This is a genomic window from Prochlorococcus sp. MIT 1011, assembly GCF_047305235.1.
Lineage (GTDB): Bacteria > Cyanobacteriota > Cyanobacteriia > PCC-6307 > Cyanobiaceae > Prochlorococcus_B.
Window position 1 is genome coordinate 124,680 of sequence record NZ_CP138983.1, and the last position, 25,993, is coordinate 150,672.

Here is a 25,993-nt window from a genome sequence, read left to right on the forward strand (position 1 = left end):
ATAGATTCAATATTCATGAATTTGTGATGAATAATGTTAGGAGCAGATGTTTCCTCTCCAGGAGTACTTAATATTGACGACCTAAGGTCTAGAGCTAAAAATCGTCTACCGGCAATGGTTTTTAACTATATAGATAGTGGTGCAGATAGAGAACAAACACTTTCACAAAATTGCAACGCATATAATGAAATTTTATTTCGTCCTAGATGTGCAGTCTCTGTTCCATCATGTGATCTTGGAATATCTGTTTTGGATCAGCAATTTCAACTTCCTTTCTTGTTGGGACCAGTTGGGAGTAGCAGGATGTTCTATCCCAAGGGAGAAGTTGTTGCAGCTAGAGAGGCAGGAAAAGCTGGAACTGGATATACCTTGTCTACTCTCTCAGGTTGTTTATTAGAAGATGTTAAAGCTGCTACAAGCTGGCCAGCTTGGTATCAGCTTTATTTGCTAGGTGGTAAAGAAGTCGCTCTGAAAACAATTGCTAGAGCTAAAAAGGCAGGATTCTCAGCAATAGTTGTAACGATTGATACACCTGTATCTGGCTTGAGGGAAAGAGATATGCGATCTGGAACCCAACAGCTTTTGTCGAGGAATCCTTTTGAGATGCTTCCTTATATTCCTCAAATATTAGTTAAACCATGTTGGTTGACTCAATGGTTAAGTGATGGAGGTCTAATGAGTTTTCCGAATGTTCAACTAGATGATGGCCCTATGGGCTATACAGCAATTGGTCCTGCTTTAGAACAATCAGTTGTTACTTGGGAGGATCTTAAATGGATACGCGAGGCGTGGGGTGGAAAGATTATTGTTAAGGGTATACATATTGGTGATGACGCAAAAAAAGCGGCTGAGCTAGGTGCTGATGCAATAGTTATTTCTAATCATGGAGCCAGGCAACTTGATAGCGTTGCTCCCACGATCCGTGTTTTGCCTGAAATTTTAGCTGCAGTCGAAGGAAAAATAGATGTGTTGCTAGATGGAGGTATTCGCAGTGGTAGTGATGTTGTTAAAGCATTATGTCTTGGCGCGAAAGGGGTTTTGATAGGTAGAGCATATGCTTATGGACTTGCTGCTGCGGGAGGTAAAGGCGTTGCCAGAGCTATAGAAATTCTTCAAACAGACATAATAAGAACAATGAAACTATTGGGGTGTGGATCTGTTGCCGATTTGAATAAATCTTATATTCAAGTTCCTGAAAGTTGGGAGAGATTTGAATAAATCTTTGGTTGAATAATAGATTAATCTTTTATGAAAATCATTATTTTTGATGATGATCCAACTGGATCTCAAACTGTTTATGGATGCCCATTATTATTAAATTGGGATGAGAAAACTCTAGAGAAAGCATTTAAACAGCCTTCACCTTTGATATTTATACTTGCGAACACAAGATCTTTGTCGTCTGTTTTGGCTGTTAAGAAAACCAGAGCAATATGTTTAGCTATCAAGAAGTTTTTTTTAATACAAGGATATTCTAAAGAAGATTATTTTTATATCAGTAGAGGTGATTCAACATTACGTGGTCATGGTGTTTTGGAGCCTGCAATTCTTGCTGAAGAATTAGGCCCATTTCATGCAACATTTCATATTCCAGCTTTTTTGGAAGGTGGAAGAACAACTGAAAAAGGTATTCATTATCTAAATGGGATTCCTGTCCATTGCACTGATTTTGGTCGTGATAGTATTTTTGGTTTTTCTACAAGTGATTTAGCTAAATGGATTGAAGAAAAAAGTTTTGGAAAGATTCAGGCGGAAAATATCTTGCATATAGATATTAAACAATTAGAAATGGCTTTTAATAATGAAGCTGGTTTTATATCTCTTTTAAGCTTTTTGTCTCAATTGGAAAATAATATTTCAGTAGTCGTCGATGCAAAATTACCACATCATTTAGAAACACTTGCTAGCGCGATTAAAGTAGTTTCTACAGAGAAAAGATTTCTTTTCAGAACTGCAGCAAGCTTTATTAACTCTTTATCTGGATTACCATCCAACCCTCAAAGTTCTGCAGATTTAGTATCTTTGAAATCTAAAAATAATCAGTTTAAATATAAGCCAGGTTTGATAATGGTCGGTTCCCATGTGAAATTAGCGACAGATCAACTAGAGTTTTTATTGAAAGATAATTCCTGTAAAGGTTTGGAAATATCTGTCAGCAAATTAGCTGATATTTTTGCCTCAAAAGATTGTAAAAAGCTAATTTTAGAGTTGGAGGATAATTTATTATCGAAAATAGATAATATTTTGTATACAAATAAAATACCTGTTTTATATACAACTCGAGAAGAGATGAAATTTTCATCTCACTCTACAAGAATGAAGTATGGGCTTGCACTGGCTGAGTTTATGGCAATCTTAGTTGGGAAAATAAGTAAAAAATTAGGATATATTATTAGTAAAGGAGGTATTACAACACAACTTTTACTTCAAAGAGGATTAAATTTTAATCAAGTAATTTTAAAAGGTCAAATATTACCAGGCTTGTCTATAGTACAGAGTGATTCTGATCAAAATAATTTGCCAGTGGTTACTTTCCCAGGGAATCTAGGTAATGAAAAAACACTTCTAGAATCATTTAGATTGATGGAGTATGATTCTTAATTTCTCCAAGATTCTAAAAAATTTTTAGTTAAAATCTTTCAACAATTGATTTAGCAAAATCACTACAACTAAGAGGTTCTACGCGTGGTTCCATTAATCTTGCAAGGTCATAAGTAACTTGTTTATCTGAAATAGATTTGCTTAATCCATTTGTAATTAATTTTGCTGCTTCATTCCAACCTAAATATTCCAGCATCATTACTCCGCTTAGGATTACTGAACCTGGATTTATTCTGTCCAAGCCTGCATGCTTTGGAGCTGTCCCATGGGTGGCCTCGAAAATAGCTGCTTTATCTCCAATGTTTGCACCTGGTGCCATCCCCAGTCCACCTACAATTGCAGCGGCAGCATCTGATATGTAATCACCATTTAGATTGAGAGTTGCAAGTATGGAATACTCTTGGGGACGAGTTTGAATTTGTTGAAAAATACTATCTGCGATTCGGTCATCAACCATCACCATATCCTTCCATTTCCCACTGCCATGACTACTTCCAATGCTTTTAAGAACTGAACAAACCTCATCACATATAGCTTTCTTTTTCTCTTCTGTTAAAGATGAATAACCTGGATCAATCAACTCGGCATTCTCCTCATAGGAGATGCGAGGATTTTTTTCTACATTATCTAAAATCCAACTTTCCCTTTCAGTTACGCATTCATTCCTGAATTCCGTGGTTGCTAATTCGTATCCCCAATCCCTGAAAGCTCCTTCGGTGAATTTCATAATGTTGCCTTTGTGAACTAAGGTCACATGTCTTTTGCTCCCTTCAAGGGTGAGTGCATGTTTAATTGCACGTCTGATATGTCTTTGACTACCACTCTTGCTAACTGGTTTAATTCCAATTCCTGCTCCGATTGGAATCTTCCTGTTTTTTAGTTTTTGGCTAGCTGGAATTATTTCATTATTCAGTTGATCAATCAATTTGATGCATTCAGGATCATCAGACTCCCATTCAATACCCATATAAATATCTTCAGTATTTTCTCGATAAACAATTACATCTAAATCTTGCGGCTTTTTATGAGGGCTTGGTGTCCCTGCGTAATATTTGCAGGGTCTAACGCATGAATATAGATCAAAAATCTGTCTTAGAGATACGTTTAAAGATCTAATCCCTCCGCCTACAGGTGTGGTTAAAGGGCCTTTAATTGCTATCCCGAAAGTTCGTATCGCCTCTAGAGTATCTTTTGGTAAGTATTGATAAGTTCCATATAAGTCGCAAGCTTCATCACCTGCATAGATTTTGAACCATTCAATGGATCGATTTTTTCCATAAGCTTTTTCAATAGCTTTATCAATTACTAATTGTGTAGCTGGCCAAATATCTATCCCTGTTCCATCACCTCTGATAAATGGAATAATTGGATGGTCTGGGACTACTGGGTTTCCATCAACAAAAGTAATTTTTTGCCCCTCTGATGGTGCAGTGAGCTTTTCAAAATTTGCCATAATTTTTATTCAGCGATTAATTGATATAATGTTGAGCTTATGTCTAAGTGGTAAGTTTTGATTAAATGATTTTGAACTCATGGCAGTAGCCTTGGCTAGGCAACTTCGTGAAGGGACTAAAAAGTCTCATACGATGGCTGAAAATACAGGTTTTATAAGTTGTTTCCTGAAGGGAGTGGTTGATCAGTCCTCATACAGAAATTTATTAGCTGATTTATATTTCGTTTACTCTGCGATGGAGGAAGAAATAGAAAAACTTTGTAAAAACTCGCATCCCATCATTTCTCCAATTGGATTTAAAGAGCTTTATCGTAAGGAAAAATTAGAACAAGATTTGTCATTCTATTTTGGTAGTAATTGGTCTGAATTGGTAAAACCCTCTAAGCCAGCTCTTGAATATGAAGCAAGAATTAGAGAAATCGCTAAGGATAATCCTGAACTTTTAATTGGGCATCATTACAGCAGATATATAGGTGACTTGTCTGGGGGACAGCTTTTGAAAACAATCACTAAAAAAGCTATGAATCTAGCTGGGGATGAAGGACTTAGCTTTTATATTTTTGAGGAAATCAACGATGAAAAAGAATTTAAAATTAATTATAGAAACACATTAGATAATCTTCCTATTGATCAAAAGATAGCAGATTCAATTATAGAAGAGGCTAATAGATCTTTTAAATACAATATGGATATTTTTAATGAATTAGAGGGAAATTTAATTGCTGCTATAGGGAAAGTTTTATTTAGATTTTTTGCAAATAAAAAGCGAAAAGGTAGTACAGAGTAATGAAATTAAAATTTTCTAAAGACTATTTCTTTATTTATATTCAGTCTCTATTAAGATGCCTATAATAGTATTGAAAAAGGTTTGTATTTTTTCTTTTTAACTAATTCAATCACTTTAAGCGAGAGTAGATTATTAAACTCTCCTAGGAGGTAACTGTATATGTTTGATGAACTTTTAGGTGAGTTAACAAAAAATATTCTTGAACATGGCGGTAAGAAGTTGACTGTTCCGAATGAATTTTGTGAACGAGTTTCTAAAAAAGGTGATTATAAACTAAATAGCTGGTTATGGGATGTCCCTGAATTTCGAAGATGGAGAGTCACCAGATTGGATGCAGGTAATCGTCTTCAAGTATTAAATTCAGTTGCTTATCCTCATTATCACAATGATATGCCAATTATGGGTATTGACATTTTATGGTTTGAAAAAAAACAAAAGCTAGTTGCTATTCTAGATTATCAGCCTCTTGTTCAAGATAAAGAATATTTTGATAGATACTTTGCTGGCTTAAAAAGCCTTAAAAAATGTTTTAATGAATTTAATTCTGATATGAAAAGTAATATATATGATCCAAGCAAGTACTTTTCTCCATGGGCTCTATTTTGCAAAGGTGGTAGTTTTGAAGCGGAAAATATTTTGCCAAAGGTTTTTAGCTCTTTTCTTAGAAATTATTGGTTAAATCTTGATTTATCTAAAGCTAATGAAAATCATATTAAGTCTCAAGAGGTCAGCTTATTACATATAGATTATGATAAATATAGTGCTGAAAAAGACCCTGCTCATAGTTTATTTTCTGGCTTTTTTGGCAAAGAATGGTCAGAGAAATATATGAAGGAGTTTTTATTTCCCTTAAGCATAGAAAATTTTAATTCTTTATTTTAGTTTTTTAAATGCAAAATAATCGAAATAATAGTCTTGATCCTATTTCAATTCGTAATTGGCGTTGGAATTATTTTCTAGATAAAACTATTAAGGGTTTTTCTATTTTTCAATCTAGCCCTTATCCAATAGAGAATGATTTTCTTTTTAGAGAATCTTTTTGGGGTTCAAATTCTAATCCTAAAAAAGTTATTTTGGAAACATGGGGTTTAAAGACAGAAAAAATACGTCAGGCTAGATGCGCTTGCCTGCAAGCTGGAGAAATTACTTCTGTAATGAATTTGGTAATTTCACCTTTTAATAATTATGATGTACCTTTTTTTGGAGCCGATTTTGTAACACTTCCAAGTGGACATCTTATTGCATTAGATCTTCAACCTGCATTAAAAGATGATCTGATTCATACTAAATATGTTTTAGGAAAATTAAAATCTATACACGCTAATTGGCAATCTAAACTTCCTTCAGGAGGAGATATACCATCGGAGGCTAAAAAATATTTTTCTCCAGGTTTCCTTTGGACTAGAATCCCTCTAGGTGAAGATGGTGATAAATTAATTAATCAGGTTATTAAACCAGCTTTTGATGAGTATTTGAATTTTTTCTTGGATTTAGTGACTAATGCAAAGAGGGTTTCACCAGAAAGAGCTTCGATTCTGCTAAATGGTCAGAAAAAATATATGCGATATAGAGCTGAAAAAGATCCAGCAAGAGGAATGTTAAGAGGTTTTTTTGGTGATATTTGGGCTGAAAACTATATAAATAATATTCTTTTTGATTTACAATAAAGTATATACATTTTGATAATGGTAAAAAAAATTCTATTTGTTTGTCTGGGGAATATTTGTCGTTCACCTGCAGCTGAAGCAATCTTTAAGCAAAAAATTAAAGATAGAGATTTAGAAAATCTTTTTGTTGTTGATTCTGCAGGAACTGGCGGTTGGCATGTTGGAAATCTGGCAGATCGAAGAATGCGTGAAGCAGCATTATCAAGAGGTATAGAACTTACAAGTAGATCAAGAAAAATCGACGACAATGACCTATATGAATTTGATCATATTCTTGTTATGGATAAAGATAATCTTAATGCTGTTAAATCATTAATTAAAGATAATACTTATCCTATTAATTCTAAAATAAAACTTATTTTAAGTTACTCTAAAAAATCACAATTAGATGAAGTTCCTGATCCTTATTATGGAGGTCAAAATGGCTTCGAGAGGGTTCTAGACTTATTGGATGAAGCTATTGATGAATTAATAGATAGTCTTATAGATTAGGGGTTGGCCAGATTTCTTCTGGAATCTTTGCTCTAAAAATATAAGTCATTTCTGTTAATACATCTTCAATATTTAGTCCATCAGTAACTAGTTCTATTGCATCTTGAGCCTTTTTTAAGGGGGCGATTTTTCTTTCGCTATCTTTTTTATCTCTTTCCTTAATTTCTTTTTCAAGATCTTCAATGCTTGTATATTTATAACCTCTTTTTTCTAAGTCCAGAGACCGTCGTTTCGCTCTTTCTTTTGGAGTGGCTGTCAGAAAGATTTTTACATCTGCATCTGGGAATACAGCTGTGCCTATATCTCTTCCTTCAGCAATTAAACCTCCGCTATCTCCAATAACTTGTTGTTTTGTTGTAAGTAACTCTCTTACAAACTGTTGTTTGGCAATTTCAGAAACTATTGAAGTAACTTTTGGAGATCGTATTTTCTCTGTTACATCAGTATTATTAATGAATATTTTCTGCTCATTTAAGTTTGAGCTTTTAAATTCTAATTTTGCATCTTTTAAGATATCTTTGATTTCAACTTGGTTACTTGGATTAATCGAATTATGGAGTATGAACCAAGTTACTGCCCGATACATTGCACCAGTATCTAAATAAATAAAACCAAGTCTCTTTGCAAATTCTTTAGTTACTGTGCTTTTGCCAGCACCAGCTGGGCCATCAATGGCAATAATCGGTTTCCGATGCATAAGAAAAGTGTGATCAATAAGTCTTGTAGAGCCACATCTTACCGCTGCGGCTAAAAGACATATACCTTTTATATTCTCTTTTTCTTCCAATGAAAATGCATCTACAATTTTGATGTATTCGATTTCTAAATTGCTGTGTTTAAGCTTGGACTCGATCTTTTGGAGACTGATTATCTTTTCTTTAGAAAAACTGTCTTTAGCATCTTGAATTACATTGGGTAAAGCCTGAGCATTCAATCTTTCAGAATGGCTTAGATAAGTATTTCTTGAACTATAAGCAAATCCACTTTGATCTCTTTGTGTTGCAAAGGATTCAATTCTTATTGGTATAGAGAGTTCTTGAAATAGTTTTCTAATGATAATTAATTGTTGCCAATCTTTTTCTCCCAGAATTAGTTTCTCTGGTTGGATGATTTTGATCAAACGAATAATAACGGTTGCGACTCCATCAAAATGTCCTTTTCTTTCAGCACCACATAATTGATTGTGTAATGTTTGAGGAACTTGAATTTTGAAATGTGAATTTTCTCCTCCGGGAAAAACCTCAAAATAATCTGGAACCCAGATTGCATCTGCTCCTGCACTAAAAGCTACTTCAGCATCTCTGTTTATATTTCTGGGATATTTTTTGAAGTCTTCACCCTTGCTAAATTGCAATGGATTTACAAAAATACTGACAAGAATAATTTGGTTTGTGTTTGTTTTCCTTTCTTTAGCTTTCTGAATTAAATATTGGTGCCCAGGGTGAAGTCCTCCCATAGTAGGGATGAAAATTATTGTTGAATTTTGTTTACTAAGCCAATCTTTTAATTCAGCATTAGTTTGGAAGATTTTTTGTCCCACTATGTTGGTAAACAAATTGATTTCATCAACTTATGATTGAAATGAAATAGGTTAATTGCATACTGATCCCATATGGATTTCATATGAGGGTTCATAATCTTTTGAAAAAGAAAGCTTTTTACTGATGGATTACAAAACTTCGGGAGTTGATGTTACTGCTGGAAGAGCCTTTGTGGAGAGAATTAAATCATGCGTTGAAAAAACTCACAAAAGTGAAGTGATTGGTGGGTTGGGAGGCTTTGGAGGATGTATAAAAATTCCAAAAGGCTATGAAAGTCCTGTATTGGTATCTGGGACAGATGGAGTTGGTACAAAATTAGAACTAGCTCAGCAATATGGCTTCCATTTTGGAGTTGGAATTGATCTAGTTGCAATGTGCGTAAATGATGTAATAACTAATGGTGCTAGACCTTTATTTTTTCTTGATTACATTGCAAGCGGAAATTTAACTCCCGATGCTTTAGCCGAAGTAATAGAGGGAATTGCTGACGGATGTAGGCAATCTGATTGTTCTCTTTTGGGCGGTGAAACTGCTGAAATGCCTGGCTTTTATCCCAAGGGAAGATATGACCTGGCAGGATTTTGTGTTGGTATTGCTGAAAATAAGCATTTAATTAGTGGTACGCAAATTAATTCTGAGGATCAAATTATTGGGATTAAAAGTAATGGGGTTCATAGCAACGGTTTTAGTCTTGTTCGTAAAGTGCTTTCGATGGCTAATGCTGATCAAAATACTCTGTATGGGGCAAATCAAAGTAACTTGATTCAATCTTTACTTAAACCAACTGCAATCTATGCTCAACTTGTTGATCAATTGTTGGGTGAAAATTTACCAATTCATGGAATGACTCATATAACTGGTGGAGGATTGCCAGAAAATCTCCCTAGAGTTTTTCCTGCTGGATTATTACCTCAAATAGATATAACTAGTTGGGAAAGATCTGAAATATTTAATTGGTTACAAAGTGCTGGTGATATTCCTGAGATCGATCTTTGGAATACTTTTAATATGGGTATAGGTTTTTGTTTAATTGTTCCTAAAAATGTAGTGAATCCTGCATTAGAAATATGTATTAAAAATGATTTTCAAGCTTGGAATATTGGTAAAGTTGTTGAAAGTCCGAATAATCCAAAGCATTTCGATATATTAGGAATACCTGGCTTAGGGTATTAAGCATAGGTTTATAAAATCTGAATTCCAATTTTTCGAATACCTTAAATTAAGGTTAAAGAAGATTTTCTATATCGGTAAAAAAACAGTAAGATGTAAAAAAACGCTAGCCGGATATTAGTTCGGGTAATGCGAAGTCAGATCTTAATTAGTTCTAAGTTCTATGCCTTTTGAAAATCAACAGCGTCTTACGCGTAGGAGAAGTTCTGCAGGTCCAACTCCACCTAGAAAGCCTTTAGGTGGACAATCTGAATCTGGTATTAGACAAAATGGAGGCCCAAGACCAACTTTCCTAACTCTCAGAGATCATGGAAAAGTATATGTGGCTGATTTGCCAAACTTGTCTGATGGACAACTCTCTCATATTGGGAAAGAAGCTGATGAAGTGCTAACCAGTTTAGAGAGCAGAATTAATGATCTAGAACAAGAAGCAACTAATGGACAAAGAGATAACGATACTTTAATTAAAGCTTCTACTAAGCATGAAGTAACTCTTAGATTTATTCGAGCAATTCAAGACGAACAAGAGCATCGAAAAAATAATCCTGCATTAAAAGATGCAGCATCAGAGTCTTTACCACTCACATTCCTTGAGGTCGCCAGGCATAGATTGCCAGGTGCTACTTTTGACTCGTTGTTGAGAGAAGCATTAGAAGCTTGTGCTAAAGATGAAAAAGAGCCTGATAAAGAAATAATTGAAAAAAATTCAAATACACAGCCACTTCCACCAGCAAAAGTTATTACTCTTCCAACCTCTTCAGATTCAATGAAGGTTATTGTCAGTCCTGATACTTAATTTGGATTATGGACTAGTAAAAGGATTTTGAGGCATATTAGCGAGACAACTATTCCTGTGAAAATCCAGTCTTTCTTTTTCTCTTTGAGTTAAAGACCAGTTAAGTGCTGAAATCGCATCTTTAGCTTGTAAGGGATTGCGAATCCCAACTATTGGTTTAGCTCCATGAGACCTTATCCAATTCAATGCCACTTGTGCCTGGGAGGCTGAATACTTTTCGCCAATATTAGTTAGTAACTTTCTCAATTCTATGGTTTTTGGGAGAATATTTTGAAATAATTTTTGTCGTAAGAATGTTCTAGGTTTAGGAGACTTATTAGGCTTAATAGCTAGTATTCCCAATGCAAGTGGACTATAAGCTAAATATTCTATATTTTGCTCAATACATAGATTTTTAATTTTCTCATCTTCTAAAGTTGGTTTCGTTAATAATGAAAATTGCATTTGGATACTAGTAATTTTAATTCCTCGTTCTTTAAGCTTTTGATACAAAAAACTTAGTCTTTTTGGACCAGTATTAGACAGCCCAATTTCTTTAATTAAACCTTTTTCGTATAAATCTCCCAGGCCATTTAGTAATTGTTCTTCTTGCCAAGGTGCATAACGACAAGTACTCCAGTGAAGTTGTGCTCTTTTTATATGTCCTCTAAGCCGCTTATTACTTTCTTGAAAAGCATGATTGAGGCCATTGCGACCAATTCGCCAAGGGAAGGGGGCGAGTTTTGTTGCAATTGTGATTTTTCTGAGCTTTCTTTTGGGTAATTCTTCAAGGAAATTGCCAATAAGCTTCTCGCTTTGACCAAATAAGTTTCCTGTGCCATATGAATCTGCAGTATCAACAAGATCTAATCCGCCATCAATTGCATCAAAAAAAGTTTTTTTAAGTAAAATATCATCTGTTTCAGGCTTGTAGCCCCATACCAATTTATTTCCCCATGCCCAAGTGCCAATGCCAATGCCAATTTTTTTCTTATTCATGACTTCATTTTTTATTTAACTCAAAAGTTTATTATAGTTATCTTACATGAATAAATTAAACAGATTAAAAGATTTTTCTTTGGAAAAAAATAATAGTAATCAAGAAAGTCAAAAAGACAATTTAGGAGATAATGAAATTGAAAAGGTACTATGTAATCATTGTGGTAGAACAGCAAGTAATGGTATAAGATGCCTTGGAATTTGCGTTGCAGACAATGAATATTAACTTTGAAATTATTTATTTAGATAGCAGAATCTCAAAGTAAATTATTAATCTCAAAGTATTTAGTTCGATTTTTAATTATTAATTTATTCAATCACATCAATTATTCCTTCAGTAATATATCTTGCCATTTTTGTTATGTGCTTTCTAATTTCACCTTCTCTAACATTCCACTTCTTGGAAATTTCTTTCACTTTTTTGTTTACTTTAATGTACTCAATCATTTTATTAGCAAGAAAGACGGGCAGCTCCTGTTGATTTTTTTCAGATAAACTTTCCCATTCTTCTTTATCTATTAGGCCGATAGATTTTAGATCCTTTTGATTGGTAAAATTATATAACTCTGTAACACCTACTGAAAGATAAATAGATCCCAACTCCTCTAGAAAATTTTTAGAATTGATACCATTTTTAAATTCACTAATTTGTTCATCTAATAAAGATGTTTTCTCCGAGTCTCCCTCTTTTATTGAATTTAATAATTTAAAAAAAGAACTGAATTCAATTTGATCAGTCACTGTTATTATTGCTAATTGTATTTAATATTAGTTCATGACTAATATTACTCTCTACTTTTTAAACGAATGAAATAGTAAATAAAGATATGAACATATGATATATCTAAATAGTTGGTATTTTGATTGGCTACCAGCTTTTGATTAGTAGTTATTTTAAGACTTACGGTAAAAATGATCAATATTTCGATCGATAAACAAAATCAACTTATCAATATCTGAACCTTCTTGAAACTTGCTACTCTCTACACATAAATCATAGCACTGGGATGGGTTCTTAGGAAAATAAAGCGTAAACTAATAAAGGCGGCACCCAGATTCGAAGTGGGTTTAAAGCAATAGAAATTGCTACTATAACTTGGATCTTTTAACAAAGAATTGGTCATTTTCCTACTCTTTCCCGACCATTTAGGGTGTAAAAACACGTATTTTTGATCGTTTTTGGTCAATTTTAGTAGGAAAAATACTTTTCAGACATTCGCGAAAACTGGAGAACCTTAAACTTTGCAAGGGATTTGAGAATTAGAGGGTCATATCCACAGGATTTAAGGATTAAACGTATAGACAACTCGCAAAACATATATGCCCAGTATTTACCATCAAAAGAGAACGATCCTAGAGAGTTTCAAAGAAGATGTAAGGACGGAAAAGAAAAGAAAATAGTTATTCAAGAATCTATGAATACTTCTGATATGTTAGAGGCTGCAAAAAGATCTGTGAAATGGGTTCAATCAAAACAAAAGTAATCAGTTGCAAAATCGTTGGCGAATAGAAAAGAATTCATTCCAAAATATTCTTTTAAATCTTATTTAAGATCTTATCTTAATAAGTTAAAATCAATTTTTTTAAAAAATAATTAATATATCTCAAACAAGTTAAAAATTTTAAAACCAAATAAAATAAGAGAAATAATAAAGAATACTAATCAAAACGATAATGTTAATATTGAAGTTAAACAGCATTCACCATTTATGATTAAATTGAATCAGAACAAATAAAACAGGCTTTATAGTAATATGTATTTAAAAAGGAGAATCCATGAGAATAAATAATAATTTAATTTTCAGCACTGGCCGAGATTATAGAGAGGCTAGGATTTGGTCAAATACTGTACTGCGCAAAGTGGGATATTTGTTTAAAGGCAATATAGTTAATATTAGTGGATGGAAGGATGAAGATAAACAAGGTGGTTTTTATAAAAATTATTTTCCTAATTCTAAAAGTTATTCAATCACAAATTATGGAGAAGGGGTCAGAGGTGATTTGGAAGATGGTCAAATGCAGCTTGATCTCGAATCAAAATTACCAAAAGAATTAATAGATTATGCAGATGTTGTTTTTAACCATACAACGTTAGAACATGTATTTGATATTTTCACTGCTTTTAGAAATCTTTCTTTAATGACAAATGACATCCTTATTTTAGTAGTTCCAGCAATTCAAGAAGAACATTATTCAGATAGCTTAGGAGACTATTGGAGATTTATGAGTGGTAGTATATTGAAACTTCTTGAGAAAAATAAATTAACTCCTTTAACTTTCACATCTACTCCATACAGGAATTGCTCTATCTATCATTTCATAATCGCTTCAAAAAAGCCGGAAAGATGGAAAAACAAATTATCTATTATTGAAAGTTCTATAAATGAAGGATCAGAAATAATTAGATCATCTATACTAGAGCGTGTTATTAATAAAGTTATTAGATTAACAAAAAAGTGAGTTTAGTTAATTTTAAAAAATTTATTTTACAAATAGTAAGACGATTAAATCGCTTATTATTATTAAGATCAAGAAAAATAAAATATATTGAATTCAAAGATATAGAATACAATTCATCAGGATATGAAACATTTTTTGGTTATCATGATATTACTCCATTTTCTTTAGATAATAGCTTAGTTTTAGCTTGCAGGACAAAAGGAAAACTAATATCTAATGTCTCGAACTCAAACTTAGAGATTGGATATTATGATCTTTCAGATATAAATAAAAAATTTAACTATTTAGCATCGACATTTTCATGGTGTTGGCAGCAAAGTTGTAGACTTCAATGGGTACCAAAAGAAGATTCCAGAATAATATATAATACCTCTAATTATGAAAATCATATTTGTAGAATTATAGATATTAATTCTAAAAAGGTTATCAATGAATATAACAGCCCTATATATTCTATAAATAACAATGCAACCCACTATATATCAATTAACTTTTCAAGGCTTCAAAGGTTTAGGCCCGGATATGGTTATTCAGACATAAAAGATAAAACAATTAATTATAAAGCTCCTGATAATGACGGACTATATATTGTTGATTTTACTACTGGGGAAAAGGAGTTATTAATAAGTTTAAAAGAAATATCAGAAAACAATCCTCTATCAACAATGAGAGAGGCAAGTCACTACTTTAATCATATTCTTTGGTCTCCTGATTCCAAAAAATTCTTTTTCTTACATCTTTGGGTATGGCCTAATGGAAAAAGATTTTCTAGAGCTTATATTTATAATATTGTAACGCAAAAGTATTCTATTTTGTTGGAGAATGGAATTATAAGCCACCATTGCTGGGTTGATCCAAATAAAATAATTATTTATTGTGGATTTAATGATAACAAACTTTCATACTATTTATTTGATTTAGAGAAAAATAATTTTTCTACAATAGGTCACAAAATCCTTACAGAAGATGGGCACCCATCATTATCAAATCCTAGAACAGATCTTCTATTAACTGATACATACCCAAACAAACTTTCTGAACAATCGCTACTAATTTATAACATATATAATAATAATCTATATAAATTAGCTTCATATTACCATCCTTTATCTTATAGAAATGATTTCCGATGTGATTTACACCCAAGATGGTCCAACAATTCCAAACTAATTTCAATTGACTCAGCTCATAAAGGCCAAAGAAGTATATGCATAATTACAAATCCAATTGCATAGCATACAAAGCAGCATAGAATAATATTTAATAATTTGTAAAACCGTTGAAGCAAATTATTTTTTCTCAATATCAAGAATATGTGATTCTCTATTGTTATAAGTTATTTCCTTCTCTTAGGTTTCTTTAAATTAGAATATCCTTAGGATATTCTTTCTTCGACATCTCTTTTTTAGACTAATTGTTGCATTTTTGTATAAGATAATTTTCCTGAATGAAGTATGCCTCATAACAAACAATCTAAGAATATATTTCTCATTCCTATTTAAAAAGCTATTTAAAATGTATTTACAAGTATTTATTCATTAATTGCCCCAAGAGTTAATCTATAAATCCACTATTGATATTCATTTCCCTCATAAACCTTTACAGAGTTTTATATAAGATTTACCATTTTAGTCATATTCCTTTGCAACTAATATGATTACTTCGTAACCTTAAGTGTAATAAATAAAATCTATACCTCTACTGCGCTTTGATAAAGTTACTATATTTGAATCATCTTTACCACTTGCAACGTCAACTAAGTCTTAATTAGTTCACCTTCTACAGTAGTTAGATAATCATCAATAGATTGTTTTTGTCCCTCTAATCCCACCGTCCTGATAGACCTTGAGATTGAGTACTGACTCTTCGATAAGAGATGAATTTGTTCATTAATAAAACCATAATGACCATTTGGTTTTATAAACCCTGTACACACGTTACGTAACTTGTTTACACATGGCGATTAGATCAAAAAGTTATAGTCACATAACACCTGTTAGGACGAACAACTTGTAAACACATGATTCGGCTTAAAAAACTACCAATTGATAGAGTGAAGGTAGGAAAACTCCTGGCATCAAAAGGGTCGATAAAAAAGAGTAAAAACTTTCCTACCACTTTTCTACCGTTTTTTAGACTTGAGACTCGCAACCCGATACACTTGGAGCATAGTTCTTGGAAGGGTTCTCAAGAAGATAAAGCGTAAACTGTTGAAGGCGGCACCCAGATTCGAACTGGGGATAAAGGATTTGCAATCCTCTGCCTTACCACTTGGCCATGCCGCCGAAAATGAAATATTCATTTCCAATTCAAATCGTATCAGCCAATCTGAACAAAAACTTTTGTTTCTTTGTAATGGACATGGAGAAGATACGATTGCCTGCCAAATCATGGAGGCACTTCATAAAATTAATCCGGATGTTTCTCAGGAAGTGCTCCCAATGGTTGGAGAAGGAAAAGTGTTTAAAAAGCTCATAAAGGATGGCTGGCTTACCAAGATTGGTCCCTCAACATTTTTACCAAGCGGTGGATTTAGTAATCAGAGTCTTAGTGGACTAGTTTTAGATTTACAAGCTGGATTAATTTGGAGCCTTTGGAGTCAATGGATTTTTATTTATAGATCAGCGAGAGAGGGAAGAATTATTGTTGCAGTTGGAGATTTATTACCTCTTCTTTTTGCATGGGCTAGTGGTGCAGATTATTTGTTTATTGGCACTCCTAAAAGTGATTACACGTGGTCAAGTGGACCAAGATTCTCCTTGAGTGATATTTATCATCGATTAAAAGGAACCGAGTGGGATCCATGGGAATATTGGTTGATGCGATCTAGTCGTTGTAAAATGGTTGCAGTAAGAGACAAAATTACTGCAAGAGGTTTAAGGAATCACAGAGTCGAAGCAATTGCCCCTGGCAATCCGATGATGGATGGTCTGGTAAAGAAAGAATTTCCTAATAATTTTGAAACATATAGACGTTTGATTTTGTTATGTGGAAGTCGTTTACCTGAGGCTTATGAGAATTTTAAAAAACTTTTAATTGCAATTCAACTTATTCAACATTCATCTCCCTTGGCAGTCTTTTTGCCTTTAAATTCTTCTTCAATGAGTAAAACAATAAAATTGATATTAATTGACTTAGGTTTTCAATCGACTTATGAATCAATAGATGAATTAGGAATTTCGGAAATATGGAAAAAAAAATCGTTACTTTTATTAATTGGCTTTAATCAATTCTCTTCTTGGGCTAATTGGGGAGAAGTAGGAGTGGCGAATGCAGGAACAGCTACAGAACAATTAGTAGGTTTAGGTATCCCATGTGTCTCCTTACCTGGGAAAGGACCTCAATTTAATTTCAATTTTGCTAAGCGGCAAAGTCGTTTATTGGGAGGAGCTGTAGCTATTGCAAAAGGTTATCAAGCTCTCGCAAAACGAGTTGAGTTTTTATTGAATTCTGATTTTGATAGACACGCTATTGGTTTAAGAGGATCTAAAAGGATGGGCGAGGTAGGTGGCAGTCACTCTTTAGCCCTTATTATTTCTACCTACTTGTCCCAGCGTTCATAGTGAGGTGTAATCTAATAGAAGATTTTTCATGAAGATTTTCTATACAAACTAAAGCATATGCCTCTAATTGAAGATCATCATTATCTTAAAATTTGTGCTCAATTGGCATCCTCTTTAAGTATTAGTATTTCAGCCGCTCGAAGAAAAGTAGAGGTCGCGGCAGCTAAGGAAGGGAAAAAAGACTTGCAATCAAGAAAAGAAATTGCTCAAAAGATCCTAGATCAAACTCTTAATGAGGATCAAAAACAAAGTGTATCTGCCTCTGCCTCTTTTGATCACTTATTGAAGGCTCTAAAAGAAGAGGAAAATTTTATGCTTGAGGACTAATTGTCCTTTGGTTTGAAAAAACTAGTGGTCAAAAATATTTGTAAATCTTCTTCTATCAAGCTCGGAAAAAATTGGTACACATTGGAAACATTTTTGTGCTAATTCCCATCTTTCTTCACGTTTCAACATCTCTTCAAGTTTGTGTTTTGCCCCTAGTAAATATCTAACATCATTTGCTGCATAGATCAGTTGTTTTTGAGTTAAATCACCAACCTTTCCCCAGTCACTGCATTGAGATTGCTTATCTAATTCAACTCCAACAGTTTCCATAACTACTTCTTTTAATCCATGCCTTGGGCTGTAAGTTCTACCAATTTTACTTGCAATTTTTGTACAAAAAATCGGATTAACGTCAATATTTAGATTACTTGCTAAAGCAGCGACATCAAATCTTGCAAAATGAAAAACTTTTTCAATTGTTTTCTTCTCAAGAATAGATTGTAAGTTTGGAGCTGAATGTTGATTTTTTTCTATACGAATACAAAAAACATTATCTAACTCATCACATATTTGTATTAAACATAGCCTATCTCTACCATGAATTAATCCCATGGCTTCTGTATCAACTGCTAACGCTAAAGATGAGCTTAATGCAATTTCAGTTTCATTATCTATGTCTTTATCAAAGATCTTGAACGTCGAAGGTTCGTCAAGTTTTTTCGGCATAATAAATTCAGTGGAAATTGAATTAATCAGTGATTTTTTTATGATCAAATTCTAATACCTTAAATGATGAAATATTCGGTAAACTCAACGATTTTATCTTTTCTAAGATTTTTTGATTTTTTTAGCTCTCTTTTGTAGCCATCTTTACTAGAACAATTAAACTTGAAAGGATCGTATTTTTGAGATGCAAAATGCATTCTCCTCAACTTTATTTCTCACTATCTTATTGGCGATAGGTTTGGGGTTTTTTCTGCGAGCTGCAAGTAAGGATCGCACTACAATTGTAGATGTTAAGTCTCCTTTACCTCCTCTGGAAGTTTTGAAAGGAATTAGTTTTTGGTTGGGAGAACGTGGTTGGACAAAAAATGGAGGAAATGTAGAAGAGAAATTGTTGATCTTTAATGGCAATGTTGCTTCTAGTAAATTTTTGGTGATTTTTTTGTCTTGCCTTGGAGGACTCGGTTCTGCTTGTTTGGGTCTTGTTCTCATTCAGCTTTACCCCTCTTTGAGTTGGTGGCCTTTACTACTGGCTGCAATTGGTGCACCTCTAGCTGGAATTGTTTACCGTGTTAAATCCCAGAGGGAGGAATCATTAGAAGTTAAGTTATTAAGTCCAGATCTATCTGATAGCACTATTTTACGAATCAAAGCTCATCGCGATGAGCTGATAGCAATTCAGTTGGAATTATCCGAAAGTCTTAAGCTTAGTAGTGAAAATTCTCTACTGTCTTCTCCTATTTAACTTGTAGTTGTGGAGAGAAAACAAGGATTAAAAGGTTTAAAATTTATAGTATTTTTTAGTATTTTTTATGCTTTCTCACAACTTTATTACACTAGAAATTTAAATTTTGCTGACGATCTAGAACTACTTATTGGCGAGAGTTCAAATCTTCCTGCGACTTGGGTTGGGACTAAAGATGTAGATAAAAATATCCCAATTTTAATATTAGCCGGCCATGCAGACTCTCAGGGATTTTCTGGTGCTGGTACTCCTGGAGAAGCTGTTGATAAGTTTGGTTTGAATCCAATGGATCCTGAAATTAGTGATGAACTTTTTTGGAATTTAAAATTACAAGAATCAATTGTTAAACTTGGCAAAAAAAAAGGTTTAAATATTCGATCTTATGATCCAGGAATAAGAAATATAGATGACGCTAATGATCCAAGGACGAATTGGTCAGTAGGTCGGAAATTTGCCAAACGTGGTGGCTACGCAATTGAGCTTCATTTTGATGCATACGGTAAGTATGGAGTTGGTTCAGGGTTGATCCCTTCTTTCGCTGAGACGCCAAATAAAATAGACGAGTCAATCGCAAGAGCATTTGGACGGTTTCCTGTTTTATTTAGAGGAGGTTTAGGTGCTCCAAGAAGGCAAATAAGGATTCTTGAAATTGGGAAATTAGAGGGTTTGCTAGAAAGAAATCTCAGGAATTTAAAAACTAGGCAAAGAACAATAAATCTTCTAGCAAATGAAATAGTTCAGGCTTTTTTAAATGGAATAATTTAGAAGTGCATTACCTAATCTAATGCTTGATGAGGTAGACACCTCTCTTCAAGCGTTTTATCTGTAAACCAATCTTGAGGCTTAGTAAATAAATCTGTTAAAAGTGCCTCACGTGAATTTTTTTCAGGCTTATATCCATACTCCCATCTCGCCAAGGGCGGTAATGACATCAATATTGACTCCGTTCTTCCATTCGTTTGTAATCCAAAAATGGTCCCTCTATCCCATACCAAATTGAACTCAGCATATCTTCCTCGCCTATAAAGCTGAAATTCCCTTTCTTTTGTTGAGAAGCTTTGATTTTTTCGCTTGTTGATTATTGGCTCATAGGAGGGCAAAAATGCTTGCCCGCATGCTTTCGCAAGTGAAAAAAGACTTTCCCAATTCAAAGAATATTTCCCTAGTTCTTTTGAAATGTTCGAGGCCTTCCCATTGGCATTTTGTCCTTTATAAAGAAAACCTGATCCATCTTGATAGTCATAAAAAATACCTCCAACTCCTCTTGTTTCGTTTCGATGTTTTAGGAAAAAATATTCGTCACACCATGGCTTGAAGACTTTGTGAAGATTTTCGTCAATTGTGTCACATGCAGCTTTATGGCATGAATGAAAATGACGCGTGTCAGATAGATATGGATAGAAAGGGGTTAAATCTGCCCCTCCCCCAAACCACCAAACAGGACCTGCTTCGAAATATCTGTAATTAAGATGAACAGTTGGTATGTAGGGGCTTTTGGGGTGAAGTACCATGGAGGTTCCTGTCGCAAACCAAGAGTGACCTTTTGCTTCGGGCCTTTGGCTAATAATTGAGGGTGGAAGTTCTTTGCCATGTACTTCAGAAAAATTCACTCCTCCCTGTTCAAAGATTTTTCCATCTTTTAATACTCTTGAACGTCCCCCGCCACCCTCTGGTCTTTCCCAAGATTCTTCTACGAATTTGCCTTCTTCATCAATAGTCTCCAAGCCAGCGCAAATTTCATCTTGAAGTCCTAGAACAAGCTTTTTGGCTCGATCTCTTGAGTTTTCTGCCGGTAAATTGGCTTGGTCTTGTGAGGAGGACAAATTAATTCTATTTTGCTTTCTCTAAAAAAATACTTTCAAATGATGCAAATTTCACATCAATATTGGAAAAGTTTGTATTGCGACTATTTTTTACTGATTACTAAAGCGAATATCATTGGATAATGAGGTGGAATATTTGTCGATTTTTTTACTATCATCGTAAGTAATAGAAATTAAGAATGAAAACCAACGAGAAGGTTTTAAAAGCTTTTAATTCAATCAAAGATGTCGGAAGTAAACGTTCTATTGTTGAACTTGGATGGCTCGAAGTAGTTTCTGTAAAGCCACCGAAAGTTGTTGTAAGACTGACTCTGCCTAATTTTGCGATAGAGCAAAGAAGTCAAATGGCTAACGATATAAGGGAGAGCATTAATTCGCTGGACGATATAGAAGAAGTTCAAATTGAGATAGGTGATTCATCTCCCTCTGAGGATGCTCCTATTGGTCAAGCCGGGCATGGTGGGCAATCTCAGGGATTAACTTCAATACCAAAAGTAAAAAATGTTATCGCTATAAGTAGTGGTAAAGGTGGTGTCGGTAAAAGTACTGTTGCTGTAAATTTAGCTTGTGCACTTAGTCAAAAGGGTTTTAAGGTTGGCTTGCTCGATGCTGATATCTATGGGCCAAATACGCCTTATATGCTTGGTGTTAGCGAAATAACTCCGGAAGTTAGTGGATCTGGTGCAGAGCAAAAGATTATTCCCATTGAAACGTGCGGAATTGGAATGGTTTCAATGGGATTATTAATTGATCAAAATCAGCCAGTGATTTGGCGTGGCCCAATGCTTAATGGCATTATCCGACAATTTTTATATCAAGCTTCCTGGGGTGAACGTGATTTTTTAATCGTAGATCTTCCTCCCGGGACAGGAGATGCTCAACTTTCTTTGGCTCAGGCAGTTCCCATGGCAGGTGTGATAATAGTTACAACTCCACAAAATGTATCTCTTCAAGACTCAAGAAGGGGGTTGGCAATGTTTAAACAAATGAATATTCCCGTACTTGGGGTGATAGAAAATATGACCTATTTTATACCTCCGGATCAACCGCAAAAATCATATGAGATTTTTGGTTCAGGAGGAGGTAATCAATTAGCCAAAGAAAATAATGTACCTTTACTTTCGCAGATACCAATAGAGTCTGATAACTATTCTGGTACAGGCAAGGACCTGCCAGTCGTTCATACATCTCCAGATTCACTAACAGCAAAAGTATTTTTAGAACTTGCGGGAACTCTATGTAATGCATTATCTGTTAAACAGTGATTAAAAGTAATGATGGGCTTTGGTCGATATAAAATATCTAATTTAAAAATAGTTAGAAACAAAAAAAATTGGAAAAATATTGATTTCGTAATTTGGATTGTACCTTTTATTTTAGTACATTTATCTTGTTTATTAATTGCAAGCACTCAAAGAAATCTTGGAATTACAAATTGGTATCAACATGCAATTATTGCTTATTTAGGGTCGTTAATTGTTTATGTTTTAGCTCAAGTTCCTTTACAGGATTTACGAAAATACATTATACCAATATATTTTTTCACTATTTTAACACTATTCTATGTGAATCTTAGCGGTACTTCTGCCTTAGGAGCGCAAAGGTGGTTGAGCTTTGCTGGATTGTATGTTCAGCCATCGGAGTTTGCAAAATTAATCTTAATACTTGCCTTGGCTTCTATATTGGATCGCAAAAGGTTTTCTGATTTATCTCATTTAATTAAACCTTTCTTAGTTTCATTCTTGCCTTGGATTTTAGTTTTTATACAACCCGATCTAGGAACATCTCTTGTTTTTGGAGCTATACTTCTTGGAATGTTGTATTGGTCAGGAATGCCATATGAATGGGCATTGATTGTTTTTGCAACTTTGATTACAGGATTACTCTCATATTTATATACATTTGGACTTTTTATTTGGATTCCAATAATTGGTTTTTTATCTTATAAGTCTTTTCCAAAACTAAAAAAATTACTAACATTATTTTCTATCTTTTTTCATTCATTAATAGCAAAAATCACTCCTTGGTTTTGGGAAACTGTTTTAAGAGATTATCAAAGAAATAGACTAATCATTTTTCTTGACCCTAGCCAAGATCCTTTGGGTGGTGGATATCATATGCTTCAAAGTAAAATAGGCATTGGATCAGGAGGATTGATTGGATCTGGCCTTATGCAAGGTCAATTAACTAAATTAAAATTCATCCCCGAACAACATACTGATTTCATTTTTAGTGCTCTTGGAGAAGAGACAGGTTTTATAGGAACTTTATTAGTAGTATTTTTATTTTTTATTTTAGTTTTTCGATTAATCAAGATAGCTGTTGATGCGCGTACAGATTTTGAATCTTTAGTTGTTATTGGAATAGCTTCAATGTTTGTCTTTCAAATCATGGTGAATATATTTATGACTATTGGCTTAGGTCCTGTTACTGGAATCCCATTACCTTTTATGAGCTATGGAAGAACTGCGTTATTTGTTAATTTTATAAGTCTGGGCTTGTGTTTATCTGTCTCAAGACGAGGGCAGTCAATAAGAAAAAATCTTTAACTAGACACTTCTGCTGATTCTATGCATAGATGCATTTGTTTAGTGATAAAAAATCTTTGAGTCTCAGTATGGTTTAACCTCTAAATACCATCTTGAGGTTAAGTTTTTTCATCTATGTAAAGGAAGGAATCCTCACTTCAATATTAAACATTAGTTTCATTGAATTAGTTATTGTTATTTTAATGGAATTTAAAGGAGATATTCCTCCTTCTAAATCCTGACTCATAGACGAATTAGCTCCCATGAACTTAATTTGTTTAGAGAAACTTTATTTATCTATTAAATAGATTGACTTAGGAATTCTCAATCTAACTATTTCACAATAGTCATTTTAAAAACCTTCAAGAGTTGAAACTCCAATTTTTATGATTTTTCATCCTTTAAAATTTGATCAATCAATTGGATTTAAAGGTTGGTATGAGGTTTGGAGGTTTTCGTGAAAACACCTCTAGTTACTATTCAAGCTTTACAAAAAAGGATGGCTGAAGGTGTATCTCATTCCACATGCAGTGAATCTGCAGTAAGAAGAATGTGGTGGGCAGCTCTGGATACTCTTCAGTCAGATATTTTGTTGCCAATGAACCTTACAAGAGGTTTATGGATGTCTTCACCTTTGCCAGCATTATATGAACCTAAATTACTCAAGAAATTTCAAGGATGGGTTTGGGCTCCAAAAGATTTGTTAAACCTTAAAAATCCTTCCGTAGGGATGTTGCCTCCAAGTCAATCAGTTTCGATGGATTTCCATAATGATTCTTCAGACTATGAGCGCTTGACTCTTCTTGAGGAAGATGGAAACGATCCTTTGCTAATAGTAATTACTCCTGAAATTCAAATTGCTTTAGCTCTGGAAGGTAATACTCAGGAGAGAAAATTATTGATGCGAAGTGATCCTGAGACTTTGAGTGATCTTTTGACATTACTTGATAATAGATTGAATACAGAAAATGTTGAACAAGCAAATAATCTCCGCAACGCACTAGGAGAGATGGGCCAGCTAAAAACCAATGATGATTTATCTAAAATATTTTGGCCTCTACTATCTCAACGTCTCGCAGATATTGCACCAAGTTTGAATATTCAAACTTTGCCAGATAATTTAACTAATGATCACAAATCAAGTTCAAAAAATAGTGAAATTTCCTTACTAGAGGCTTTAACACATGAAATTAGAACTCCATTGGCTACTATAAGAACTTTAATAAGATCTCTTTTAAGAAAGCAAGATTTACCTAAAGTCGTTGAAACGCGTTTAAAGCAAATAGATATTGAATGTACAGAACAAATTGATCGTTTTGGTTTGATTTTTAATGCAGTGGAGTTAGAGAGAAGCAAGCCAGAGAAAACAAATTTGGCTTTAACTGATTTAGGGAAAATGCTCACAATCCTATATCCGGTTTGGAGTAATCAGTTAGAGAGAAAAGGTTTGAAACTTATTCTTGATATCACACCAGATCTACCAAAAGTTTTGAGTGATTCTGATGGGCTTGAATTAATGCTTACAGGTCTAATTGACCGTAACAGTCGTGGATTGCAGACGGGTGGGGAATTAACTTTGAAATTAAGGCCAGCTGGACAGAGACTAAAGCTTCAGATTTTAACTCAGCTTCCCACAGCTACCAATTCTGAAATCTCAGAAAGTGTTTCGAATGAAGAAATTGGACCAGTACTTAGTTGGAATCCAGCCACAGGTAATTTGCAGCTTAGTCAGGCTGCAACGCAAAGGCTTTTGAAAAGTCTTGGTGGTCGTCTTACGAATAGGCGAGATAAAGGAATTACGATATTTTTTCCTATTTCTGAATTGAAAGAATTTGATCTTCTTGATTAATGTTGACGCGTGTGAAGTTGACGTGAAATGTATCAAAAGGCATAAAATAAAGTGCTAATTTAAAAATATAAAGAATAAGTTGATTTAATTGAAAGCATGACCGAAGTATTACCTGGAACACTTCCAAAGCATATTGGTAGCACCGGTGGGCTATTGAACTCGGCTGAAACCGAAGAAAAATATGCAATTACATGGACAAGTAAAACCTCGGAAGTTTTTGAACTTCCAACTGGAGGAGCTGCCATAATGCATCAAGGTGATAATCTTATGTACTTTGCTAGAAAAGAACAGTGTTTTGCTTTGAATACTCAATTAAGAGGGTTTAAGCCAAGAATTGAAACAAGTAAAATATATAGAATTTATCCTGGAGGAGATAGAGAATTACTTTTCCCTAAAGATGGTGTTTTCTCTGAGAAGCCCAATGAAGGTAGGCTAAAAGAAGGCTACAATAATAGAAGGATTGGAGAAAATCCTAATCCAGCAAGCTTGAAGTTTAGCGGGAAAAAAACTTACGATGCATGACTCATTTGATTTAAACTATTGACCCCTT

26 protein-coding genes and 1 tRNA gene are annotated in these 25,993 nt (G+C 33.9%); 20 read left to right on the plus strand and 7 right to left on the minus strand.

Annotated elements, in window-relative coordinates:
- Positions 1-33 precede the first annotated feature (33 nt).
- Both SIB75_RS00585 and SIB75_RS00590 read left to right on the plus strand, forming a co-directional pair.
- On the plus strand, positions 34-1,218 hold the full coding sequence (locus SIB75_RS00585; RefSeq protein WP_413683533.1) for an alpha-hydroxy acid oxidase: 1,185 nt from the start codon (positions 34-36) through the stop codon (positions 1,216-1,218).
- A 30-nt stretch (positions 1,219-1,248) separates the two neighbouring features.
- A complete protein-coding gene (locus tag SIB75_RS00590) occupies positions 1,249-2,601 on the plus strand; it encodes a four-carbon acid sugar kinase family protein (protein WP_413683534.1) in 1,353 nt (450 codons plus the stop codon).
- A 28-nt stretch (positions 2,602-2,629) separates the two neighbouring features.
- On the opposite strand, the gene SIB75_RS00595 is transcribed toward SIB75_RS00590, so the two are convergent.
- Positions 2,630-4,054 (minus strand): NADP-dependent isocitrate dehydrogenase, encoded by a 1,425-nt coding sequence (locus SIB75_RS00595; protein ID WP_413683535.1) that lies wholly within the window; start codon positions 4,052-4,054, stop codon positions 2,630-2,632.
- A gap of 79 nt (positions 4,055-4,133) precedes the next feature.
- On the opposite strand from SIB75_RS00595, the gene SIB75_RS00600 reads away from it, so the two are divergent.
- From SIB75_RS00600 to SIB75_RS00615, 4 genes are all read left to right on the plus strand, one after another.
- Complete coding sequence (locus tag SIB75_RS00600; RefSeq protein WP_413683536.1) at positions 4,134-4,841, plus strand: heme oxygenase (biliverdin-producing); 708 nt, start codon at positions 4,134-4,136, stop codon at positions 4,839-4,841.
- Between the two features lie 159 nt (positions 4,842-5,000).
- Positions 5,001-5,723, plus strand: a complete 723-nt coding sequence (locus tag SIB75_RS00605; protein ID WP_413683537.1) for a 15,16-dihydrobiliverdin:ferredoxin oxidoreductase — start codon at positions 5,001-5,003, stop codon at positions 5,721-5,723.
- A gap of 8 nt (positions 5,724-5,731) precedes the next feature.
- Positions 5,732-6,508, plus strand: coding sequence for a phycoerythrobilin:ferredoxin oxidoreductase (locus SIB75_RS00610; protein WP_413683538.1), 777 nt, complete (start codon positions 5,732-5,734; stop codon positions 6,506-6,508).
- A gap of 18 nt (positions 6,509-6,526) precedes the next feature.
- Positions 6,527-7,000: a low molecular weight protein-tyrosine-phosphatase gene (locus SIB75_RS00615; RefSeq protein ID WP_413683539.1), complete on the plus strand. Its 474-nt coding sequence runs from the start codon at positions 6,527-6,529 to the stop codon at positions 6,998-7,000.
- On the opposite strand, the gene SIB75_RS00620 is transcribed toward SIB75_RS00615, so the two are convergent.
- Positions 6,990-8,540: a bifunctional pantoate--beta-alanine ligase/(d)CMP kinase gene (locus tag SIB75_RS00620; RefSeq protein ID WP_413683540.1), complete on the minus strand. Its 1,551-nt coding sequence runs from the start codon at positions 8,538-8,540 to the stop codon at positions 6,990-6,992. The two genes, SIB75_RS00615 and SIB75_RS00620, sit on opposite strands and share 11 nt — an antisense overlap.
- Positions 8,541-8,664: 124 nt before the next feature.
- On the opposite strand from SIB75_RS00620, the gene purM reads away from it, so the two are divergent.
- Both purM and SIB75_RS00630 read left to right on the plus strand, forming a co-directional pair.
- Positions 8,665-9,714 carry a phosphoribosylformylglycinamidine cyclo-ligase gene (purM, locus tag SIB75_RS00625; protein WP_413683541.1) on the plus strand — a complete coding sequence of 350 codons (1,050 nt, stop codon included), beginning with the start codon at positions 8,665-8,667 and terminating at the stop codon, positions 9,712-9,714.
- Between the two features lie 160 nt (positions 9,715-9,874).
- Positions 9,875-10,507 carry a histidine phosphotransferase gene (locus SIB75_RS00630; protein WP_413683542.1) on the plus strand — a complete coding sequence of 211 codons (633 nt, stop codon included), beginning with the start codon at positions 9,875-9,877 and terminating at the stop codon, positions 10,505-10,507.
- A gap of 6 nt (positions 10,508-10,513) precedes the next feature.
- Here SIB75_RS00630 and SIB75_RS00635 read toward each other — a convergent pair whose 3' ends face one another.
- The gene (locus SIB75_RS00635) at positions 10,514-11,485 is read right to left on the minus strand and encodes an aldo/keto reductase (RefSeq protein ID WP_413683543.1); all 972 of its coding nucleotides are present in this window, start codon (positions 11,483-11,485) and stop codon (positions 10,514-10,516) included.
- A 46-nt stretch (positions 11,486-11,531) separates the two neighbouring features.
- Here SIB75_RS00635 and SIB75_RS00640 point away from each other — a divergent pair, with 46 nt between their 5' ends.
- Positions 11,532-11,711, plus strand: a complete 180-nt coding sequence (locus SIB75_RS00640) for a hypothetical protein (RefSeq protein ID WP_413683544.1) — start codon at positions 11,532-11,534, stop codon at positions 11,709-11,711.
- A gap of 83 nt (positions 11,712-11,794) precedes the next feature.
- Here SIB75_RS00640 and SIB75_RS00645 read toward each other — a convergent pair whose 3' ends face one another.
- Positions 11,795-12,226, minus strand: coding sequence for a hypothetical protein (locus SIB75_RS00645; protein WP_413683545.1), 432 nt, complete (start codon positions 12,224-12,226; stop codon positions 11,795-11,797).
- Between the two features lie 512 nt (positions 12,227-12,738).
- On the opposite strand from SIB75_RS00645, the gene SIB75_RS00650 reads away from it, so the two are divergent.
- The 3 genes from SIB75_RS00650 (at position 12,739) to SIB75_RS00660 (ending at position 15,180) form a co-directional block, all read left to right on the plus strand.
- A complete protein-coding gene (locus tag SIB75_RS00650) occupies positions 12,739-12,969 on the plus strand; it encodes a hypothetical protein (protein WP_413683546.1) in 231 nt (76 codons plus the stop codon).
- 292 nt (positions 12,970-13,261) lie between these two features.
- Positions 13,262-13,945 (plus strand): hypothetical protein, encoded by a 684-nt coding sequence (locus SIB75_RS00655; protein ID WP_413683547.1) that lies wholly within the window; start codon positions 13,262-13,264, stop codon positions 13,943-13,945.
- The gene (locus SIB75_RS00660; protein WP_413683548.1) at positions 13,942-15,180 is read left to right on the plus strand and encodes a hypothetical protein; all 1,239 of its coding nucleotides are present in this window, start codon (positions 13,942-13,944) and stop codon (positions 15,178-15,180) included. Before SIB75_RS00655 ends, SIB75_RS00660 begins: the two co-directional genes overlap by 4 nt.
- Before the next feature lie 979 nt (positions 15,181-16,159).
- Here SIB75_RS00660 and SIB75_RS00665 read toward each other — a convergent pair.
- A tRNA-Cys gene (locus SIB75_RS00665) sits at positions 16,160-16,230 on the minus strand.
- Positions 16,231-16,335: 105 nt separating this feature from the next.
- On the opposite strand from SIB75_RS00665, the gene SIB75_RS00670 reads away from it, so the two are divergent.
- Both SIB75_RS00670 and SIB75_RS00675 read left to right on the plus strand, forming a co-directional pair.
- Positions 16,336-17,508 (plus strand): lipid-A-disaccharide synthase-related protein, encoded by a 1,173-nt coding sequence (locus SIB75_RS00670; protein ID WP_413683549.1) that lies wholly within the window; start codon positions 16,336-16,338, stop codon positions 17,506-17,508.
- Between the two features lie 57 nt (positions 17,509-17,565).
- The gene (locus SIB75_RS00675; RefSeq protein ID WP_413683550.1) at positions 17,566-17,835 is read left to right on the plus strand and encodes a hypothetical protein; all 270 of its coding nucleotides are present in this window, start codon (positions 17,566-17,568) and stop codon (positions 17,833-17,835) included.
- A gap of 21 nt (positions 17,836-17,856) precedes the next feature.
- Here SIB75_RS00675 and SIB75_RS00680 read toward each other — a convergent pair whose 3' ends face one another.
- Positions 17,857-18,501, minus strand: a complete 645-nt coding sequence (locus tag SIB75_RS00680; RefSeq protein ID WP_413683551.1) for a ribonuclease D — start codon at positions 18,499-18,501, stop codon at positions 17,857-17,859.
- Positions 18,502-18,685: 184 nt separating this feature from the next.
- Here SIB75_RS00680 and SIB75_RS00685 point away from each other — a divergent pair, with 184 nt between their 5' ends.
- Together SIB75_RS00685 and SIB75_RS00690 are read left to right on the plus strand one after the other, a co-directional pair.
- Positions 18,686-19,243 (plus strand): cofactor assembly of complex C subunit B, encoded by a 558-nt coding sequence (locus SIB75_RS00685; protein ID WP_413683552.1) that lies wholly within the window; start codon positions 18,686-18,688, stop codon positions 19,241-19,243.
- Positions 19,244-19,252: 9 nt separating this feature from the next.
- The gene (locus SIB75_RS00690) at positions 19,253-20,008 is read left to right on the plus strand and encodes an N-acetylmuramoyl-L-alanine amidase (RefSeq protein ID WP_413683553.1); all 756 of its coding nucleotides are present in this window, start codon (positions 19,253-19,255) and stop codon (positions 20,006-20,008) included.
- 11 nt (positions 20,009-20,019) lie between these two features.
- Here SIB75_RS00690 and hemF read toward each other — a convergent pair whose 3' ends face one another.
- Positions 20,020-21,066, minus strand: a complete 1,047-nt coding sequence (hemF, locus tag SIB75_RS00695; protein WP_413683554.1) for an oxygen-dependent coproporphyrinogen oxidase — start codon at positions 21,064-21,066, stop codon at positions 20,020-20,022.
- A gap of 179 nt (positions 21,067-21,245) precedes the next feature.
- On the opposite strand from hemF, the gene SIB75_RS00700 reads away from it, so the two are divergent.
- The 4 genes from SIB75_RS00700 to psaD all read left to right on the plus strand — a co-directional run bounded on the left by SIB75_RS00700 (position 21,246) and on the right by psaD (position 25,965).
- Positions 21,246-22,331, plus strand: a complete 1,086-nt coding sequence (locus tag SIB75_RS00700) for an Mrp/NBP35 family ATP-binding protein (RefSeq protein ID WP_413683555.1) — start codon at positions 21,246-21,248, stop codon at positions 22,329-22,331.
- 9 nt (positions 22,332-22,340) lie between these two features.
- Positions 22,341-23,615: a rod shape-determining protein RodA gene (rodA, locus tag SIB75_RS00705; RefSeq protein WP_413683556.1), complete on the plus strand. Its 1,275-nt coding sequence runs from the start codon at positions 22,341-22,343 to the stop codon at positions 23,613-23,615.
- 436 nt (positions 23,616-24,051) lie between these two features.
- Positions 24,052-25,443: a sensor histidine kinase gene (locus SIB75_RS00710; protein WP_413683557.1), complete on the plus strand. Its 1,392-nt coding sequence runs from the start codon at positions 24,052-24,054 to the stop codon at positions 25,441-25,443.
- Positions 25,444-25,539: 96 nt separating this feature from the next.
- On the plus strand, positions 25,540-25,965 hold the full coding sequence (gene psaD / locus SIB75_RS00715) for a photosystem I reaction center subunit II (protein ID WP_413683558.1): 426 nt from the start codon (positions 25,540-25,542) through the stop codon (positions 25,963-25,965).
- The last annotated feature ends 28 nt before the right edge of the window (positions 25,966-25,993 follow it).

Bases quoted from the DNA above. Each gene is read 5' to 3' on its own strand.
- SIB75_RS00585 (WP_413683533.1), top strand. From the start codon at position 34: ATGTTAGGAGCAGATGTTTCCTCTCCAGGAGTACTTAATATTGACGAC.
- SIB75_RS00590 (WP_413683534.1), top strand. From the start codon at position 1,249: ATGAAAATCATTATTTTTGATGATGATCCAACTGGATCTCAAACTGTT.
- SIB75_RS00595 (WP_413683535.1), bottom strand. From the start codon at position 4,054: ATGGCAAATTTTGAAAAGCTCACTGCACCATCAGAGGGGCAAAAAATT.
- SIB75_RS00600 (WP_413683536.1), top strand. From the start codon at position 4,134: ATGGCAGTAGCCTTGGCTAGGCAACTTCGTGAAGGGACTAAAAAGTCT.
- SIB75_RS00605 (WP_413683537.1), top strand. From the start codon at position 5,001: ATGTTTGATGAACTTTTAGGTGAGTTAACAAAAAATATTCTTGAACAT.
- SIB75_RS00610 (WP_413683538.1), top strand. From the start codon at position 5,732: ATGCAAAATAATCGAAATAATAGTCTTGATCCTATTTCAATTCGTAAT.
- SIB75_RS00615 (WP_413683539.1), top strand. From the start codon at position 6,527: ATGGTAAAAAAAATTCTATTTGTTTGTCTGGGGAATATTTGTCGTTCA.
- purM (WP_413683541.1), top strand. From the start codon at position 8,665: ATGGATTACAAAACTTCGGGAGTTGATGTTACTGCTGGAAGAGCCTTT.
- SIB75_RS00630 (WP_413683542.1), top strand. From the start codon at position 9,875: ATGCCTTTTGAAAATCAACAGCGTCTTACGCGTAGGAGAAGTTCTGCA.
- SIB75_RS00635 (WP_413683543.1), bottom strand. From the start codon at position 11,485: ATGAATAAGAAAAAAATTGGCATTGGCATTGGCACTTGGGCATGGGGA.
- SIB75_RS00640 (WP_413683544.1), top strand. From the start codon at position 11,532: ATGAATAAATTAAACAGATTAAAAGATTTTTCTTTGGAAAAAAATAAT.
- SIB75_RS00655 (WP_413683547.1), top strand. From the start codon at position 13,262: ATGAGAATAAATAATAATTTAATTTTCAGCACTGGCCGAGATTATAGA.
- SIB75_RS00670 (WP_413683549.1), top strand. From the start codon at position 16,336: ATGGAGGCACTTCATAAAATTAATCCGGATGTTTCTCAGGAAGTGCTC.
- SIB75_RS00675 (WP_413683550.1), top strand. From the start codon at position 17,566: ATGCCTCTAATTGAAGATCATCATTATCTTAAAATTTGTGCTCAATTG.
- SIB75_RS00680 (WP_413683551.1), bottom strand. From the start codon at position 18,501: ATGCCGAAAAAACTTGACGAACCTTCGACGTTCAAGATCTTTGATAAA.
- SIB75_RS00685 (WP_413683552.1), top strand. From the start codon at position 18,686: ATGCAAAATGCATTCTCCTCAACTTTATTTCTCACTATCTTATTGGCG.
- SIB75_RS00700 (WP_413683555.1), top strand. From the start codon at position 21,246: ATGAAAACCAACGAGAAGGTTTTAAAAGCTTTTAATTCAATCAAAGAT.
- rodA (WP_413683556.1), top strand. From the start codon at position 22,341: ATGATGGGCTTTGGTCGATATAAAATATCTAATTTAAAAATAGTTAGA.
- psaD (WP_413683558.1), top strand. From the start codon at position 25,540: ATGACCGAAGTATTACCTGGAACACTTCCAAAGCATATTGGTAGCACC.